At 67.4% G+C, this 15616-nt stretch carries 18 protein-coding genes; 11 read left to right on the forward strand and 7 right to left on the reverse strand.

The window, feature by feature from the left end; genetic code table 11:
• Window positions 1-45: 45 nt before the first annotated feature.
• From NRG74_RS14810 to coq7, 3 genes are all read left to right on the forward strand, one after another.
• Window positions 46-834 carry an SDR family NAD(P)-dependent oxidoreductase gene (locus tag NRG74_RS14810; protein WP_017642984.1) on the forward strand — a complete coding sequence of 263 codons (789 nt, stop codon included), beginning with the start codon at window positions 46-48 and terminating at the stop codon, window positions 832-834.
• Between the two features lie 81 nt (window positions 835-915).
• Entirely contained in the window at window positions 916-1257 is a 342-nt protein-coding gene (locus tag NRG74_RS14815; RefSeq protein ID WP_017642985.1) for a histidine triad nucleotide-binding protein, read from the forward strand.
• A 40-nt stretch (window positions 1258-1297) separates the two neighbouring features.
• Window positions 1298-1945: a 2-polyprenyl-3-methyl-6-methoxy-1,4-benzoquinone monooxygenase gene (gene coq7 / locus NRG74_RS14820; protein WP_257704669.1), complete on the forward strand. Its 648-nt coding sequence runs from the start codon at window positions 1298-1300 to the stop codon at window positions 1943-1945.
• 59 nt (window positions 1946-2004) lie between these two features.
• Here the strand turns inward: coq7 and pcaG are convergent, their stop codons facing one another.
• From pcaG to pcaQ, 3 genes are all read right to left on the reverse strand, one after another.
• Window positions 2005-2616, reverse strand: a complete 612-nt coding sequence (gene pcaG, locus NRG74_RS14825) for a protocatechuate 3,4-dioxygenase subunit alpha (RefSeq protein ID WP_257704670.1) — start codon at window positions 2614-2616, stop codon at window positions 2005-2007.
• Between the two features lie 10 nt (window positions 2617-2626).
• Entirely contained in the window at window positions 2627-3352 is a 726-nt protein-coding gene (gene pcaH, locus NRG74_RS14830; RefSeq protein ID WP_257704671.1) for a protocatechuate 3,4-dioxygenase subunit beta, read from the reverse strand.
• Window positions 3353-3452: 100 nt separating this feature from the next.
• Window positions 3453-4376, reverse strand: coding sequence for a pca operon transcription factor PcaQ (pcaQ, locus tag NRG74_RS14835; protein ID WP_257704672.1), 924 nt, complete (start codon window positions 4374-4376; stop codon window positions 3453-3455).
• A gap of 116 nt (window positions 4377-4492) precedes the next feature.
• Between pcaQ and NRG74_RS14840 the strand changes: the two genes are divergently transcribed.
• The 5 genes from NRG74_RS14840 to NRG74_RS14860 all read left to right on the forward strand — a co-directional run bounded on the left by NRG74_RS14840 (window position 4493) and on the right by NRG74_RS14860 (window position 7680).
• Complete coding sequence (locus NRG74_RS14840) at window positions 4493-5185, forward strand: TetR family transcriptional regulator (protein WP_187980450.1); 693 nt, start codon at window positions 4493-4495, stop codon at window positions 5183-5185.
• Between the two features lie 97 nt (window positions 5186-5282).
• Entirely contained in the window at window positions 5283-5783 is a 501-nt protein-coding gene (ureE, locus tag NRG74_RS14845) for an urease accessory protein UreE (RefSeq protein WP_257704673.1), read from the forward strand.
• Window positions 5780-6451: an urease accessory protein UreF gene (locus NRG74_RS14850; RefSeq protein ID WP_160924612.1), complete on the forward strand. Its 672-nt coding sequence runs from the start codon at window positions 5780-5782 to the stop codon at window positions 6449-6451. The genes ureE and NRG74_RS14850 overlap by 4 nt, the downstream gene beginning before the upstream one ends.
• Window positions 6452-6462: 11 nt before the next feature.
• Window positions 6463-7077 (forward strand): urease accessory protein UreG, encoded by a 615-nt coding sequence (gene ureG, locus NRG74_RS14855; RefSeq protein WP_007162627.1) that lies wholly within the window; start codon window positions 6463-6465, stop codon window positions 7075-7077.
• 30 nt (window positions 7078-7107) lie between these two features.
• Window positions 7108-7680, forward strand: a complete 573-nt coding sequence (locus NRG74_RS14860) for a HupE/UreJ family protein (protein WP_257704674.1) — start codon at window positions 7108-7110, stop codon at window positions 7678-7680.
• 147 nt (window positions 7681-7827) lie between these two features.
• Here the strand turns inward: NRG74_RS14860 and NRG74_RS14865 are convergent, their stop codons facing one another.
• Entirely contained in the window at window positions 7828-9084 is a 1257-nt protein-coding gene (locus tag NRG74_RS14865; protein WP_257704675.1) for a metallophosphoesterase, read from the reverse strand.
• A gap of 10 nt (window positions 9085-9094) precedes the next feature.
• Complete coding sequence (locus NRG74_RS14870; RefSeq protein WP_257704676.1) at window positions 9095-10723, reverse strand: ArnT family glycosyltransferase; 1629 nt, start codon at window positions 10721-10723, stop codon at window positions 9095-9097.
• A gap of 258 nt (window positions 10724-10981) precedes the next feature.
• Between NRG74_RS14870 and NRG74_RS14875 the strand changes: the two genes are divergently transcribed.
• From NRG74_RS14875 to NRG74_RS14885, 3 genes are all read left to right on the forward strand, one after another.
• Entirely contained in the window at window positions 10982-11509 is a 528-nt protein-coding gene (locus tag NRG74_RS14875; RefSeq protein WP_173148552.1) for a DUF3455 domain-containing protein, read from the forward strand.
• A gap of 85 nt (window positions 11510-11594) precedes the next feature.
• The gene (locus NRG74_RS14880) at window positions 11595-12122 is read left to right on the forward strand and encodes a sigma-70 family RNA polymerase sigma factor (RefSeq protein ID WP_257704677.1); all 528 of its coding nucleotides are present in this window, start codon (window positions 11595-11597) and stop codon (window positions 12120-12122) included.
• Window positions 12119-12829, forward strand: a complete 711-nt coding sequence (locus NRG74_RS14885) for an anti-sigma factor (RefSeq protein ID WP_257704678.1) — start codon at window positions 12119-12121, stop codon at window positions 12827-12829. Before NRG74_RS14880 ends, NRG74_RS14885 begins: the two co-directional genes overlap by 4 nt.
• A 56-nt stretch (window positions 12830-12885) precedes the next feature.
• Here NRG74_RS14885 and NRG74_RS14890 read toward each other — a convergent pair whose 3' ends face one another.
• Together NRG74_RS14890 and lhpI are read right to left on the reverse strand one after the other, a co-directional pair.
• Window positions 12886-13644, reverse strand: a complete 759-nt coding sequence (locus NRG74_RS14890; protein WP_184292326.1) for an SDR family oxidoreductase — start codon at window positions 13642-13644, stop codon at window positions 12886-12888.
• Between the two features lie 250 nt (window positions 13645-13894).
• Window positions 13895-15616, reverse strand: coding sequence for a cis-3-hydroxy-L-proline dehydratase (lhpI, locus tag NRG74_RS14895; RefSeq protein WP_257704679.1), 1722 nt, complete (start codon window positions 15614-15616; stop codon window positions 13895-13897).

The raw sequence follows: 15616 nt of genomic DNA on the forward strand, positions 1-15616 counted from the left end.
CCACGGCAGATCCGCCGGCGACCGGCGTTTCCTGGAGAAAGCAGTATGCAGCGTTATGCCCTGGTAACCGGTGCCTCGTGCGGGATCGGTCTGGCCCTGGCCGAGGCCCTGGCGCGGCGGGGCCAGCCGCTGATCCTGCTGGCGCGGCGCAAGGACAAGCTGGAGAGCATCGCCGCCGAACTGGCCCAGCGCTTCGACGTGGAAGTGCTGTACCGGGTCTGCGACCTGGCGGAGCCGCTGCACCTGACCGGTCTGCTGCACGAACTGGAGCAGAGCGAGAGAGCCATCGGCCTGCTGGTCAACTGCGCCGGGATCGGCAGCGGCGGTGACTTTCTCGCCGCCGACTGGCCGCGGGTGCAGGAGCAGCTGGAGCTGAACATCCTGGCGCTCACCCGGCTGTGCCATGCCCTGGGCCAGCACATGGCGATCCAGGGCGGCGGCCAGATCCTCAACGTCGCCTCGACCGCGGCTTTCCAGCCGATTCCCTACATGAGCAGCTATGCGGCGACCAAGGCCTATGTCCTGCATTTCTCCGAGGGCCTGCGCGAAGAGCTCAAGAAGCGCGGGGTGTCGGTGTCGGTGCTCTGCCCCGGGCCGACCCGTACCGCCTTCTTCAAGAATGCCGGGCTGCACACCGGGCGCATGGAGCAGGGCAAGCTGCTGATGTCCGCCGAGGAGGTGGCCCTGGCCGCGGTGCGTGGACTGGAGCGGCGCCAGGCGGTGATTGTGCCGGGCTGGCGCAATCGCCTGGGCAGCCTGTTGCCGCGCCTCTTGCCCCGCGCCCTGGTGCGTGCGGCCGCGGTGCGGATCGGCAAACTCTTTCAACCCGCGTAAGGGTGATCCCGCCGGCGGCACCTGACCCCAGGGCACAGCCGCTGGTACACTTGGACGCTATTCAGCCAGCAGGAGATCGACGTGGATTGTCTGTTCTGCAAGATCGTCGCCGGAGACATTCCGGCCAAGGTGCTCTACGAGGACGATCAGGTCATGGCCTTCCATGACATCGCTCCGCAAGCGCCCGTGCACTTTCTGGTCATCCCCAAGAAGCACATCGCGACCCTGCACGACCTCAGCGAGGCCGACGACAAGCAGCTCGCCGGCCATATCCTCTTCACCGCCCAGCGCCTGGCGCAGGAGCAGGGCTGCGAGGAAGGCTTCCGCGTGGCGATGAATTGCAACGCCCTGGGTGGCCAGACGGTCTATCACATCCATATGCATGTGCTGGGCAAGCGGCAGATGACCTGGCCGCCGGGCTGAGTATCGCCCTGCCCTTCCCTCGCCCGCCAAGGAGATCACCATGCGCTCCAAGCGCCTCTACTCCCCGCTCGATCGGCTGCTGATCCAGGCCGATACCGCCCTGCGTACCCTGACGCCCTTCAGCGGCGCTCCCACGCGCAGCTCGCCGGCCATTCCGCTCAAGGATGCCGAGCTCAGCGACGAGGAACGCCGTCATGCGGCCGGTCTCATGCGCATCAACCACACCGGCGAGGTCTGCGCCCAGGCGCTGTACCAGGGCCAGGCGCTGACCGCCAAGTTGCCGGAAGTCCGGGAGGAAATGGAGCGTTCGGCGGACGAAGAGATCGACCACCTGGCCTGGTGCGAGCAGCGCATCCGCGCCCTGGGTGAGCGCCCTAGTCTGCTCAATCCGCTGTTCTATGGTCTGTCCTTCGGGATCGGCGCAGGTGCCGGATTGATCAGCGATCGCCTGAGCCTGGGCTTCGTCGCCGCCACCGAGGATCAGGTCTGCCGCCATCTGGATGAGCACCTGGAAAAGCTGCCGGCAGCCGACGCCAAGTCGCGGGCGGTGCTTGAGCAGATGCGCATCGACGAGGAACAGCATGCCGAGCACGCCCTGGCGGCTGGTGGCTGGCGCTTTCCAACGCCGGTCAAATACGGCATGAGTCTGGTGTCCAAGGTCATGACCAAGACCACCTACCGCATCTGACCTGCGGATCGCGCCCATGAAAAAGCCCTGCCTTGGCAGGGCTTTTTGCTGTCTGCACGCTAGATATCGAAGAAGACGGTTTCCTGCGGACCCTGCAGGTGGATGTCGAAGCGATAGGCCAAGCGGCCATCGATCTCGCAACGGCGCGCCAGCAGGGTAGCCCGGCGCTCCGGCTCCGGCAGGTTGTAGACCGGGCAGCGGGCATTGGCCTCGGCTTCATCGTCGAAGTAGAGGCGTGTCTGCAGGTGGATGTTGATGCCGCGGGCGAACAGGGTGACGTTGATGTGCGGTGCCATGGGCTGGCCGCGCTGGTCGGCGACCTGGCCGGGCTTGATGGTGTGCAGCGTCCAGTCACCGGCGTCGAAGGTGGTGGCGGTGCGACCGAAGCCGTTGAAGGCCTTTTCCACGTCGTAGACCGGGTCGTACTGACCCTCATGGTCGGCCTGCCAGAACTCCAGGAAGGAATCGCGCACCAGGTTGCCGTTGCCGTCGAACACCTGGCCGGTGAGCAGGATGTGCTCACCGGGAGCATCGGGCCTGGCCAGCTCGTTCCAGATCTCGACCGCCCGGGTGGGATTGCCGGCGGCGGCCAGGGCCAGGCCGATGTGCACATAGGGGCCGGCGGTCTGGGAGGGGGTTTCCGGTAGCAGGTCGTGGCGGTTGGGGGTCATGTCGGCGTCCTCAATGATGTTCGAAGAACGTCTGCCGCGCGCCGCGGGTGACGATGTCGAAGCGATAGGCCAGGCAGTCCATGGGATTGGCCATGCTCATGTCCAGGCGGGCGATGAGGGTCTGCACCGCGGCGGGATCGGCAATGGACTTGACGATGGGGCACAGCGGGATCAGCGGATCGCCCTCGAAATAGAGCTGGGTGATCAGCCGGGTGGCGATGGCCGGGCCCATGACCGAGACGTGGATGTGCGCCGGGCGCCAGTCGTTGCTGCCGTTGCGCCAGGGATAGGGACCCGGGCGGACGGTGCGGAAGACATAGTTGCCCTGGCTGTCGGTACGGGTGCGGCCGACGCCACCGAAGTTGGGGTCGAGCGGCGCCAGGTAGACATCGTTCTTGTGCCGGTAGCGACCACCGGCATTGGCCTGCCAGATCTCCACCAGGGAATTGGGCACCGGCTTGCCGAACTGGTCACGCAGGGTGCCGAACAGGATGATGCGTTCACCCTGAGGCAACTGGCCGGTGCCGAAGTTGAGCAGCAGGTCGTTGTCGTGGGGCCCCAGGGGCAGCCGCGAGAAGTCCGGGCCGCTGCGCTCGGACACAGTCTGGTGCTGCAGGCTAACCAGCGCCTGGCGCGGCGAGCGGGGAATCGAGGATTTGTAGGCTGGCGTATAGGCCTGGGGATGCCAGGTGCGATCACGGGCGACGTAGCGAACGTCGTGGGGCTTGTTATGCATTGGAATGCTCCACGGAAGGATCGGGGCCAAGGGCTGGCCGATCCCAGTGTGGCCCAGGACGCAGCCTGGCTGAATTGAAAGGTGCGCCCTGACCCATAACCTAATGGTTAAGTGTCAGCTCGCTGGCTACCTCGCGCAAGACGTCACAGAACCTCTGGGTGGCCAGCGACAGGGCCACGCTGCCATTGCGGCAGATGCCGACCGAGCCGCCGGCTTCGCGGACGCCAAGCTCCACCTCGATCAGCTCGCCGCTGGCCAGGTCGCGGCGTACCGCATCCAGCGGAGCGATCCACAGGGCTTCGCTCTGACGGACATACTGGCGGCTGAGGGTCGGCGACAGGGTTTCCAGCCGCTGGGGACTGAGGGGAATGCCACACTGAACGAAGAGACTCTCGGCGTGGCGGCGGATGGTGGTACCGGGCAAGGGCAGCACCAGGGGATAGCGCGCCAGGGTCGCCAGGTCCGCCGGCAGCGCCTGGCTCAGCGGATGTCCCGGGCGCACCACCAGGGTCAGGGCCTCGGTATAGAGGTGTTCGAAGTCGAGGCCATGGATGTCCGGGCTGTCGGTCATGCGGCCGACCACCAGATCCAGGTCGCCGACGCGCAATTGCCCGAGCAGGTAGGCGCTGGGACCGGTAGCGACGTTGACGATCAGTTGGCGATGACGCTCATGCAGGCGCGCCAGTACCTCGGGCAGCACCTGGCTTTCCACCGTCGACAGCACCCCGACCCGCACCAGGCCGCCGGCCTCGCCACCGCGCACCAGTTGCATGCCCTCGCGCAGGGCCTGGACGCAGGGACCGGCGTGGCGCAGGAACAGCAGGCCCGCCTCGGTCAGGGTCACCTCGCCCTTGCCACGCTCGAACAGGCGCACCTCGAGGATCTCCTCGAGTTCGCGGATGGTCTTGGAGATGGCCGGCTGGGACACGGCGATGGCATCGGCGGCCTTGGCGAAGCTGCGCTGCTGGGCGATCTCCAGAAAGCACAGCAAGTGGCGAAACTTGATACGGTTGTCGAGATTCATGACGCTCTCAAGGCAAGGCTCGCGCCAGAGACTACCACCCGGCGGTCGTGGAAAACCCTTGGAGTCAGCAGGGGCATCCTTTGCTACAGTGCCGCCTTCTCTTCCGGAATCTCTCCATGTCGATCCGTGCCCAGCAGAAGCTGCAAACGCGCCAGGCGCTGCTGGAATCGGCGCGCCTGCTGATGAACAGCGGCCGCGGCTTCGGCAGTCTCAGCCTGCGCGAGGTGAGTCGCCAGGCCGGCATCGTCCCGGCGGGCTTCTATCGCCACTTCAGCGACATGGAAACCTTCGGCCTGGCCCTGGTGGCCGAGGTGGGCGACACCTTTCGCGACGCCCTGCGCCAGGTGCGTCATCACGAATTGCAGCAGCGCGGCATGATCGAGGCTTCGGTGGAGATCTTTCTCGGCGCCGTGAGCGACAACCGCGATCAGTTCCTCTTTCTCGCCCGTGAGCAATACGGCGGCTCCCAGGCCGTGCGCCAGGCCATCGCCGAGTTGCGCCAGCGCATCACCCAGGACCTGGCCCGGGACCTGCTCGCTCTGGGTCGGCTGCCCCATCTGAGTCCGTCGCAGATCGATGTCCTGGCCGACCTGGTGGTGAAGACGGTGTTCGCCACCCTGCCGGAGCTGATCGATCCGCCGCCGCTGACCACACCGCCGCCGCTGTGGCCGGCGGCAAAGATGGTGCAGCAACTCAAGCTGATCCTGATCGGTAGCAAGCACTGGCGGCGCGGCGAGCGCACCAATGCCCCAAAGGAGGGCGTCGCCCTACTAGCCGATGCAATGGCGCACCAAATAAGAGCAACCTGAACGCCAGGCCAACTTCCGGCGCCCCAGAACCAGGCGACTTGCACACCTTGGCAGGCCCCTTGCTGTAGAGCTGGGCAAAACTGCCAAGAGTCCTGCCATGCTGGTCGTCCAAAGCCGCTGCGCACCCCGGGATACCTGGGACGCCGAACTCCACCTCACCTACGACGCCCGCAGCAAGAGTCGCCTGAGAGCCACCACCAGCGCTGGCGAAGACGTCGGCCTGTTTCTCGAACGCGGGCAACCGCCGCTGGCCGATGGCGACTGCCTCGAAGCCCGCGACGGCCGCATCGTGCGGGTCGTAGCCCGGCCGGAAAAACTGCTACACGTGACCTGCGCCAGTGCCTTCGAGCTGACCCGCGCCGCCTACCACCTGGGCAATCGCCACGTCGCCCTGCAGATCGGTGATGGCTGGCTGCGGCTGCTGGACGACTATGTGCTCAAGGCCATGCTGGAGCAGCTCGGCGCCCAGGTCAGCGAGATCGAAGCCGGCTTCCAGCCCGAGCACGGCGCCTACGGCGGCGGTCACCACCACTCGCACCATGGCGAGGAAGGCTTCAACTACGCGCCCAAGCTGCACCACTTCGGCGTGCGCACGTGAATGCGCCGTTCGCGCTGCTGCGCCTGGCCAGTCCCCAGTTGCCCATTGGCGGCTACAGCTATTCCCAGGGACTGGAACTGGCCATCGACAGCGGCCTGATCCGCAGCGCGGCGGAGGCCGAGGTCTGGCTGCGCGACAATCTCGAACTCAATCTGGCGCGCTTCGAGGCGCCGCTGCTGCTGGCCCACTGCAAGGCTGCGGCGGCCAGTGACTGGACGCACCTGGGCGAACTGGCCGAGCGTCACCGCGCCAGTCGCGAGACCGCGGAATTCCAGCTGGAAAGTCGCCAGACCGGCTATTCCCTGGCGCAGCTGCTGCTCGGTCTGCCGGAGCTGGATGACGCCAGCCGCCGCCTGCTCGCCGAGCTGACCCCGACCTTCGCCCTGGGTTGGGCGCTGGCCGCCCGGGCCTGGGCGATCGCCCCCCGGGCCGCCCTGGACGCCTGGCTGTGGACCTGGCTGGAGAATCAGCTGGCGGTACTGATGAAAACCCTGCCGCTGGGCCAGCAAGCCGCCCAGCGCCTCACCTCCCTTCTGCTGCCGACCCTGGCCGCCACGGCCGAGCAGGCCGCCGAGCTGCCCGAAGCGACCTGGGGCGGCGCCCCCTTCGGCCTGGCCCTCAGCAGCATGGCCCACGAGCGGCAGTACAGCCGCCTGTTCCGTTCCTAGGAGATCCCCTGATGACTACCCAACCCCTGCGCGTCGGTATCGGCGGTCCGGTCGGCTCCGGCAAGACCGCCCTCACCCTGGCCCTCTGCCGCGCCCTGCGCGAGCGCTATAACCTGGCGGTGGTGACCAACGACATCTACACCCGCGAGGACGCCGATTTCCTGGTGCGCAACGAAGCCCTGGCGCCCGAACGCATCCTCGGCGTGGAGACCGGCGGCTGTCCGCACACCGCCATCCGCGAAGACGCCTCCATCAATCTGGAGGCAGTTGACCAGCTCAATCGCCGCTTCCCCGGTCTGGACCTGATCCTGGTGGAATCTGGGGGCGACAACCTCTCTGCCACCTTCAGCCCCGAGCTGTCCGACCTGACCCTCTACGTCATCGACGTCTCGGCCGGCGACAAGCTGCCGCGCAAGGGCGGCCCTGGCATCTGCAAGTCGGATCTGCTGGTGATCAACAAGATCGATCTGGCCGAGCAGGTCGGCGCCTCCCTGGAGGTGATGGACCGCGACACCCGCAAGATGCGTGGCGACAAGCCCTTCGTCTTCAGCAACCAGAAGACCGGTCTGGGCCTGGAAGAGATCATCGCCTTCATCGAGAAGCAGGGTCTGCTGACCGCTGCCTGAACCCAGGATTTCACCCCCCAAGGAGCTCCCATGAGACACGCCAAGATCCTCGCCACCGCCGCCCTGCTGCTCGCCCCGGCCCTGGCTTTCGCCCATCCGGGTCACGCCGAGAACGGCCTGGCCGCCGGGGTGCTACACCCCCTGACCGGTCTCGACCACCTGCTGGCCATGCTGGCCGTGGGCCTCTGGGCCGCCCAGCAGCAGGGCAAGGCGCGCCTGGCGCTGCCCTGCGCCTTTGTCGGCACCATGCTGATCGGCGGTCTGCTGGGCTCTGCCGGGTTGGAGCTGCCCTTGCTGGAGACCGGCATCGCCGCCTCGGTGCTGGCCCTGGGCCTGCTGGTGGCTCTGGCCGCCCGTCCGCCGGTGGCCGCAGCCGTCGGCCTGACCGCCGCCTTCGCCCTGTTCCACGGCGTGGCCCATGGTTTGGAATTGCCGGAAATGGGTAATCCCTGGGCCTATGCCTTGGGCTTCGTCGCCGCCACCGCCACCCTGCATGGCCTGGGCTATGCCGTGGTGCGCTACCTGCCCCAGGCGGCCACGCCGCTGGTGCGACTCGCCGGCGTCGCCACTGCCGTGGCCGGTGGCTGGCTGTTAGCCGCCTGACCTTTCAGAGCCTGCTCAAAGGCTCGCGAGCTAGAGACAAACAAGGCGAAAATGGCTGAGGAAGCGGAATTTACAAATAGTAAATGAGCATCCCGAAGCCATTTTCAACGCCGTTTGGCCGACGCGCAGCAGCCTTTGAGCAGGCTCCTAGGTGATCCCCAACTGCTGGCGCAGCCGCGCCAGCACGCCCTCTTCCGCCACCGCCGGCAACTGCGCGGTATAGCCGCCAAAGCCGGCGAAGCGCGTGGCGAAGTCCACCTCGAGCACGAATCTGTTATCGAACTGCGGCGAGGCCAGGGGCGCCAGCACCTCGGCGGAATAGGTGTCGCGTGGATCGCTACCCAGGCGCACGGGCAGGTCGCCGCTCTGCTGGCGATAGGCAACCCAGGGCGAATAGGTGAAGGCCTCCAGCCTGCCCTGCGCCAGATCGAGTTCCAGCAGGCGCAGCAGGCCGTTGCCGCCGGCGTATTCGGTCTGGTAGTTGATCAGCAGCAGATCCACCGGATGGCCCAGGTCGTTGGTCAGCCGCAGATGACCGCTGCCGTGGTTGTGGCCGTTAAGGGTCAGAAAGATCTGATCGTTGCGGCGGATCAGCCGATGCCATAGCCGCACCCCAGTGTCGTTGCGGCGGGTGGAAAGCACGGCCTGGCCATTCATCAGGTCGACGATGTTGTGCGAGGCCAGGATGGTCGGCAGGTGCGGATAGCGATCCAGCATGCCCTGGGCCCAGTCCAGACTCTGGTCCGAGGGGCACCAGTCCAGGGTCAGCAGCAGGAAGCCCTGCCCCAGGGCCGAGAAACGATGGGCCTCGTTGAGGCCGGTGACGTCGCGTTCGATGAAGGTGGCCTGGCGCGCCGCTCGCTCGCGGCCGAAGTACTGGGTGAAAAGCTCGCGACCGTCGCGCAGGCGATCCTCGGTGTAGAGCTCGACGACATCATGGTCGCCGGTCATGACGCTGTAGGGCACCCCCGCTTGCTCCAGCCGTGCCATGGCGTGACTGGCCAAGGCCCATTCGCCACGCTGCTCGGCGTTTTCCACCAGATCGCCCAGATGCACCACGAAGGGCAGGTTCAACGCCGCGGCATTGTGCGCCAGCCAATGGGTCTGAGCATGAAAGGCCAACGCCGGCGAATAGCCCAGGTGACCATAGCGCTTCACCCGCCGGCCATTGGGCAGCATCTCGTGATTGTTCTCGCTGTAGTACTGGGTATCGGGCAGCACGCCGAGCAGGAAGCTGCTGCGCGACGGCAGCGGCGCCAACGGAGCGAAGGCATGCCGTTCGAACCAGAGTGCGCGGTGTTCCGGCAGGCCGTAGCGCTGGGTCGGCTTGCAGGCGGCCAGCAACGGCAAACCGGCTAGCGCCAGGCACAGCCGGCGACGTTTGAAATCGGGCAAATCGGTCATCACAGCGGCCTCAGGGCAGGTAGTAGGCCTGCCAGCGGTTGTCGTTGAAGCGCCCTTCCAGCACCGGTCGGCGACTGGCCAACGGGGTGCCGGCCAGAGCGGACTGGCTGTCGGCGTCGAGCAGCACATAGGCGGGTCGGGTGACCTGGGCGAGCTGCGCCGCCTGGCCGATATCGAGGAAGGTCGGCAGGGGCACGTCGTAGTCGAGATTCATCAGGTAGCGAAAGGCCTTGGTGTCCTGGCCCAGACCAAGGAACACCAGTTGCCCGGGCTCCCCCTGGCGCAGGCTTTCCAGGCGGGTGACGAAGGCCCGGGTGTCGTAGCGCAGCGCCTGCATCGGATCCAGCGCCAGCACCACCAGCAGCCATTGCGCCAAGGCTGCCGCGGCCAGGGGCATGCCCAGGCGGAAGGCGCCGCGCTCGCGCCAGGCGGCCACCAGGGCGAACAGCGTCAGGATGGCGAAGGCGCCCAGCAGGAAGCGCAGATCCAGTTCAGGCCACCAGCCCGCGGCCTGCAGCCGGGGCTGCTGCAGCTTGACCAGCACCCCGAGCACCAGCGGGAAGATCACCAGCAGCGTCAGGAACAGCCGCCGTACCCAGGCCAGGGCACCCTGCCCCTGCAGCAGCACCCAGGCGCCGAGGGCGGCGCAGGCCGGGATGGCCGGCAGGATGTAATAGGGCTTCTTGAAGGTGGGTATCGACAGGGCCACCACGATCAGCGTGGCGAAGCCGGCCAGCTGGAGCAGCAGGCGGCTGTCCGCCTGCTCATGGCGCAGCCGCCAGTGGTGTCTCAGCGTCGGCAAGGCCAGCAGTGCCAGGGGAAAGGCCGGCGCATAGCGATAGAGCCCCAGTTGCAGGAAGTACCACCAGGGATAGCCGGCACCGTCGGTGTCGTCCAGCCGCCCGGAGACCTGCATGCGCAGCACGTCTTCGACAAAGACCGGGCCGCCGGTACGCCAGGCCAGGCCGAACAACAGGGCGCAGCACAGCGCCAGCACCACGGCGCCCACCAGCCCGTAGCCGAAGCTGCGCCGCCAGTCGCCCTGCAGCAGCCAGTAGACGCAGACCACACCACAGGGCTCGATCAACCCCAGCGGTCCGCGCACGGCGAAGCCGGCGGCCAGGCACAGGAACACCAGGGCGCGCCGCCGGGGCAGGCCGCGCTGGTCGGCGCTCCACAGCAGATAGAAGCAGCCCAGCGCCGCCAAGGTAACGAACTGATCGAGGCAGATGGAGCGGGCCTTGGCCAGAAAGCCGTTGGTGAGCAGCAGCACCAGTACCGCCAGCAGGCCCCAGGCGCGGGACCGCTCGGCCAGCAGGCGATAAAGCAGACCGACGATGGCCGCCGAGGCCAGCGCGGTGGGAATCACCGTGGCCAGGCGATTGACCTCGCCGAATAGCTGGGCGAAGACGTCGATCAGCAGCGTCGAGGTGGCGGGATAGTCCGGATAGGGCTGTCCGTAACTGGTCGGGAAGGCACTGGCCCCGTGGCGAAACATCTCCTGGGCGAACAGCGCGAAGCGGCCGTCGAAGCCGATGAAAGGCTGCTCCCACAGTCCGAGGGTGAACAGCAGCACCGCCAGCAGGCACAGCGCCAGACTTTCGAGGCGCAGGCGCGCCGGACTCGGGATGGACGACACGCGGCAGGACTCCGGCAGGCTGGGAAAGACGGGCTCGCGACCCGCCGCCACTATCGCCAAACAACCTTAGGGATCCCTGAAACCAGGCTGACGGCAGGCTGACAGAAGCCGCGGGACAGAGCGGTTCGGCCGCGAGGCGGTGGCGACTATGCCGCTGAATTGAAAATTTTTTATGACAGCTGCATCCAAGGCCCCGGCTGCCGGGTATAGCCCCTACAGTCCAGCCGACTGTGCCCCCTCTCAATCCGGAGCAAGCGCATGAACAATATCTCCAGCCGTTGCAGCATCCTGGCCCTGACCGCCCTGTTGAGCACCCCGCTGCTGGCCCAGGGTGAGTTGCCCGAGGCCGTCCGTGTCCCCGCCGGCAACAGCCTGATGCTGGAAACCGTGGGCAAGGGCACCATCGTCTACGAGTGCCGTGACAAGAAGGACATGCCCGGCCAGACCGAGTGGTTCTTCGTGGGCCCCAAGGCCGACTTGCATGATCGCCAGGGCAAGCAGGTGGGGCGCTACTACGGTCCGCCGGCGACCTGGGAAGCCAGCGACGGCTCCAAGGTGGTCGGCAAGCAACTGGCCGTCGCCCCCGCCGGCGCCGGCAACCTGCCCTATCAACTGGTGGAGGCCGCGCCTGCCGAGGGCAAGGGCGCCTTCCAGGGCACCACCTACATCCAGCGCACCGCGCTCAAGGGTGGCGTCGCGCCGGCCAAGGCCTGTACTGCGGCCAACAAGGGCGAACAGCAGATCGTGAACTACCAGGCGGACTATCTGTTCTGGAAGAAGGGCTGAGGTCCAGGGGGACAGCCACGACCGGATCGGCTAGGCTCGGCTGATCCGGTCGCCACCCTGGCGCCCCCGAGCCTGGCGTGACCTAGTGACCGACCGTCCCCATGACCCTGAGGCCCTGCTCGCCGCCTGCGCTCGGGGCGAGCGCGTCGCCCTGCAGCGGCTCTACCAGACCGAGGCGCCGCTGCTGCTGGGCGTCGTCCTGCGCCTGGTGCGTGATCGCGGGCTGGCCGAGGACATTCTCCACGACGCCTTTCTGCGCATCTGGCGCGGCGCCGCCGGGTTCGCCCCGGAGCGTGGTTCGGCGCGTGGCTGGATGTGCAGCGTAGCGCGCAACCTCGCGCTCAACGCCCTGCGCGATCGCCAGCGGCTGGTGCCCCTGGCGGACGGCTGGGAACCCCTGGCCGAGTCTGCCGATCCGGTGCGAGAGGCCGACGGCCGCCGCCTGGAGGGCTGCCTGCAGAACCTGGAGGCGCCGCGGCGGGAGGCCATCCTGGCCGCCTACCTGGACGGCTGCTCCCATGGCGAGATCGCCCAGCGCCTGCAGGCGCCGCTGGGCACGGTGAAGAGCTGGATCACGCGCGGCCTCAAGGCGCTCAGGGAGTGCATGACATGAACGGCGACACCACCCTGCCCCCGGACGAGGAGCGCGAACGCCTGGCCGGCGAATACGTGCTCGGCACCCTGGACGCGGAGCAGCGTCGTCGGGTGGAAGGTGCGCTGGCGACGGACGCCCTGCTGGCCGCCGCCGTGGCGCGCTGGGAGGCGCGTCTGCAGCCACTGGCCGAGCGGGTGCCACCCGTCCAGCCCGGCGCGAATCTGTGGCCGCGCATCGAGCGCAGTCTGGGCGAGGCCGACGCCAAGGTCCCCTTCCGGCGCGAGTCGCTGTGGCAGCGTCTGGCGCTCTGGCAGGGCCTGAGTGCGGCAGGGCTGGCCGCCAGTCTGGTGCTCGCGGTGCTGCTACTGCTGCGACCGGTACCCACGCCAAGTTACCTGGTGGTGCTGGCGGCACCTGACGACCGTACGCCCGGTTGGGTGATCCAGACCGCCAGTGCCCGTGACCTGCAGCTGATTCCCCTGGGGCGCGACGCCGTGCCGACCGGCAAGGCGCTGCAATTCTGGACCAAGGCCGATGCCTGGCAAGGCCCGGTGTCGCTGGGCTTGGTCGAGCCGGGGCGTACCCTGCAGGTGCCGCTGGACCAGCTGCCGCCGCTGGAAGCCAATCAGCTGTTCGAACTCACCCTGGAAGACCAGGGCGGGTCGCCCACCGGCCGACCCACCGGACCGATCCAGTTCATCGGCCGGGCGGTCAAGGTGCTCTAGTCCACTACGAATAGTGCGGTGCTCGGCGATGTTTGATCAGAACCGAGCGAGCGGCCTCAGCTGTTGCGATGGATGTTGAAGTTGCTGAACGCCTGGCAGGTCGCCATCAGCTGGATGCGGTTGATGTTGACGTGCTTGGGCTGGTTCAGCGTCCAGTGGATGGATTCGGCGATGTCGTCCGGGGTCAGGGGTTCGGTACCGGCATAGACCGCATCGGCCTTGGCCTGGTCGCCACCGAAGCGCACCACCGAGAACTCGCTTTCTGACAGGCCCGGCTCGATGTTGGTCACCCGTACCCCAGTGCCCAGCAGGTCCGATCTCAGGCTCAGGCTGAACTGCTTGAGGAAGGCCTTGGTGGCGCCATAGACGTGGCTGCCCGGATAGGGATAGTCGCCCGCGACCGAGCCCAGGTTGACGATGCCGGCGCCGGCGCCATGGGCGATCAGTCGCGGCAACAGCAGGCGGGTGCAATAGAGCATGCCCTTGATGTTGGTATCGACCATGGTGTCCCAGTCGTCCAGGTCGCAGCTCTGGGCGGGGGTGTTGCCCAGCGCCAGACCGGCGTTGTTGACCAGGGCGCGCAGCTGGTTGAATTCCTCCGGCAGGCCGGCGACCGCGGCTTCCACAGCGGCGCGATCCTGGACGTCCAGCACCAGCGGCAGCACCTTGGCCTGCCCGGACAATTCCTCGGCCAAGGCGTGCAGGCGATCCTCGCGGCGGCCGGTGATGACGATCGACCAGCCGTCCTTGGCGAAGCGGCGAGCGGTGGCGGCACCGAACCCGGAGGTAGCGCCGGTGATGAAGATCGAAGACATGAAAGATTCCTTCTGCGAGGGAGTTTGGCCGAGGCCAACGATAGCTCAGGGACGTTGGTCAGGCGAATACTCAGATCGCTGGGAATCCAGCGGATCAGTTATAACGCCTTGGTATCTTGAGGTTTTTCGTGCACTGGCGATTTTTTGAACAGTTCCCGCCAGACCAGGCGCCCTGGGCTTCGCGTCCGGCTATGCCAAGCTTATCCACAGGACGATCCACGGAATTCCTGTACAGAACCCGAGCCCACTATCAGCGGGATAAGTCTGCCGATGCGAGCCAGGCGGGCGGTCCGGCCGGCGCCAGTCCGGTGCAGGCCGCTTCCACGCAGGCGGCCAGACCGGCGAAGCGCAGCTCGCGACCGGTGAGGCCCGGGCCATAGTGGGCGAACTTGCCGGAGTTGGTCAGCAGGGTAAGGGCCTGGGGCGGCACCAGGGGTTCGCCGAGCATGCACCAGCAGGTATCGCCCACCAGCTGGGCACCGAAGGCTTCCAGTTCGGCCAGGCTACCGTTCCGCCCGACCGCTTCGCGCACGTCCCGCCCGAGGGTAATCACCAGGGCTACACCGGGATGCTTGTACCGGCCCCGGCATAGTTCGGCCAACCGCTGGCATTCCTCGGCAGAGAAATGCGGATTACCCAAGGCTACCAGCTGGACCTCGCGGGAAGTGGCGCTGTCCAGTTCGGCCCAGGCCCGACGCAGATCGGCCAGCTCTATGTCCTCGACCTCCAGCTCAGGCGCGGCGACCGCAGCCAGGGTCGGCGCCTCGGGCGTTACCCCGACCAGATGAAACAGCGGCGCCGCCGAGGTGGTAGCGAAGGCGGCGCCAAAGGCCTTGAGATCGTCGCGGCTGGGCTGGGCGTGTTCCAGCCCCAGCACCGCGGGAATCCGGGTGGGCGAGCGCAGGCCGATCCAGTAGCCGAGCAGCGGATAGAAGGCGTCGTCATGGCCCGCGGGCATGCTGACCCGGAACACCTTGGCCGCGCGGCGGCCGCTGTCCAGGTGGCAGCCGGCCCGGGGTGCCCGTCCGGTCAGGGCGGTGCAGATATCGAGAAAGTCGGCGTACTTCTGGGTGCGCGCGCCCAGCACGCTGTTGGCGAAGACCACGGCATTGGATTCGGCCCAGACCACCTGCTCGCCCAGAGTCGGGGCGCTGTCCAGCAGATAGGGCGCGCAGGTGAAGGTGGGGCGACAGCCTAGGGCCACATAGGCCTCGGCCAGGGCACTGGCCGGCTCGCCCAGCGCCGGGTCAATGCCCTGCTCGCGCCAGCGACGCTGATCCACCGACACCGCATTGAGACTGGTGGGTACCCGTACCCGACCGCCCCACGCCACCAGCCGCTGGGCAAAGGCCAGACTGGCCGGGCCGGTGTAGATACAGCCGTCGATATGGGCCTGGGTGATGTCGAGCAATTCGCGAGCGCCCTGCAGCTGCGCCATGCGTACCAGGATCTTCATCGCTGCCTGGACGGCCTGGCCCTCGGCGCCTGCCAGCTTGGCCCGATCGGTCGCGCTCAGCTGCAACTCTTGTGGGGTATCGACCGGAGTAGCGGGGAAAGGGTCTTCAGGAGCGCCGACCCAACCGTCGGCTACCGCGATCTCGTCGCGCTCGGCCAGGGCCGCGAAGGCTTCGGCACCCAGGCTGACCACCGGCAGGGAACAGCCGAACAATTCCTCCGCGACGATGGCGCCGAGGCTGAGGATCTCGTCCGGCTCGGCCAGTACCAGCGCTGCCGGTCCGTGTCCCGCCAGCAACAGCTCCAGGAGCACCGCGCTGCCGGTACAGGAGCCGCGTCCGCTGGGGATGGCCAGGATGCGACCGGCCAGTTCCAGGCCGTGCAGGGGATGGTGGCGATCGATCACCCGGCCGCTGGCCGGATCGACGCCACCCCAGAAACTCAGGCCCAGGGGCGCCCAGGCCAGGCGTCCTCGGGCATGGCCCGCGACCAGACAGCGACCGCGGACCGCCGCCAC

The organism is Pseudomonas oryzihabitans (assembly GCF_024652905.1).
Classification (GTDB): domain Bacteria; phylum Pseudomonadota; class Gammaproteobacteria; order Pseudomonadales; family Pseudomonadaceae; genus Chryseomonas; species Chryseomonas benzopyrenica.

Excerpts from the sequence above, each read along its gene's own strand:
- NRG74_RS14810 (WP_017642984.1), top strand. The coding sequence starts at position 46 with ATGCAGCGTTATGCCCTGGTAACCGGTGCCTCGTGCGGGATCGGTCTG.
- coq7 (WP_257704669.1), top strand. The coding sequence starts at position 1,298 with ATGCGCTCCAAGCGCCTCTACTCCCCGCTCGATCGGCTGCTGATCCAG.
- pcaG (WP_257704670.1), bottom strand. The coding sequence starts at position 2,616 with ATGACCCCCAACCGCCACGACCTGCTACCGGAAACCCCCTCCCAGACC.
- pcaH (WP_257704671.1), bottom strand. The coding sequence starts at position 3,352 with ATGCATAACAAGCCCCACGACGTTCGCTACGTCGCCCGTGATCGCACC.
- pcaQ (WP_257704672.1), bottom strand. The coding sequence starts at position 4,376 with ATGAATCTCGACAACCGTATCAAGTTTCGCCACTTGCTGTGCTTTCTG.
- NRG74_RS14840 (WP_187980450.1), top strand. The coding sequence starts at position 4,493 with ATGTCGATCCGTGCCCAGCAGAAGCTGCAAACGCGCCAGGCGCTGCTG.
- ureE (WP_257704673.1), top strand. The coding sequence starts at position 5,283 with ATGCTGGTCGTCCAAAGCCGCTGCGCACCCCGGGATACCTGGGACGCC.
- ureG (WP_007162627.1), top strand. The coding sequence starts at position 6,463 with ATGACTACCCAACCCCTGCGCGTCGGTATCGGCGGTCCGGTCGGCTCC.
- NRG74_RS14860 (WP_257704674.1), top strand. The coding sequence starts at position 7,108 with ATGAGACACGCCAAGATCCTCGCCACCGCCGCCCTGCTGCTCGCCCCG.
- NRG74_RS14865 (WP_257704675.1), bottom strand. The coding sequence starts at position 9,084 with ATGACCGATTTGCCCGATTTCAAACGTCGCCGGCTGTGCCTGGCGCTA.
- NRG74_RS14875 (WP_173148552.1), top strand. The coding sequence starts at position 10,982 with ATGAACAATATCTCCAGCCGTTGCAGCATCCTGGCCCTGACCGCCCTG.
- NRG74_RS14885 (WP_257704678.1), top strand. The coding sequence starts at position 12,119 with ATGAACGGCGACACCACCCTGCCCCCGGACGAGGAGCGCGAACGCCTG.
- NRG74_RS14890 (WP_184292326.1), bottom strand. The coding sequence starts at position 13,644 with ATGTCTTCGATCTTCATCACCGGCGCTACCTCCGGGTTCGGTGCCGCC.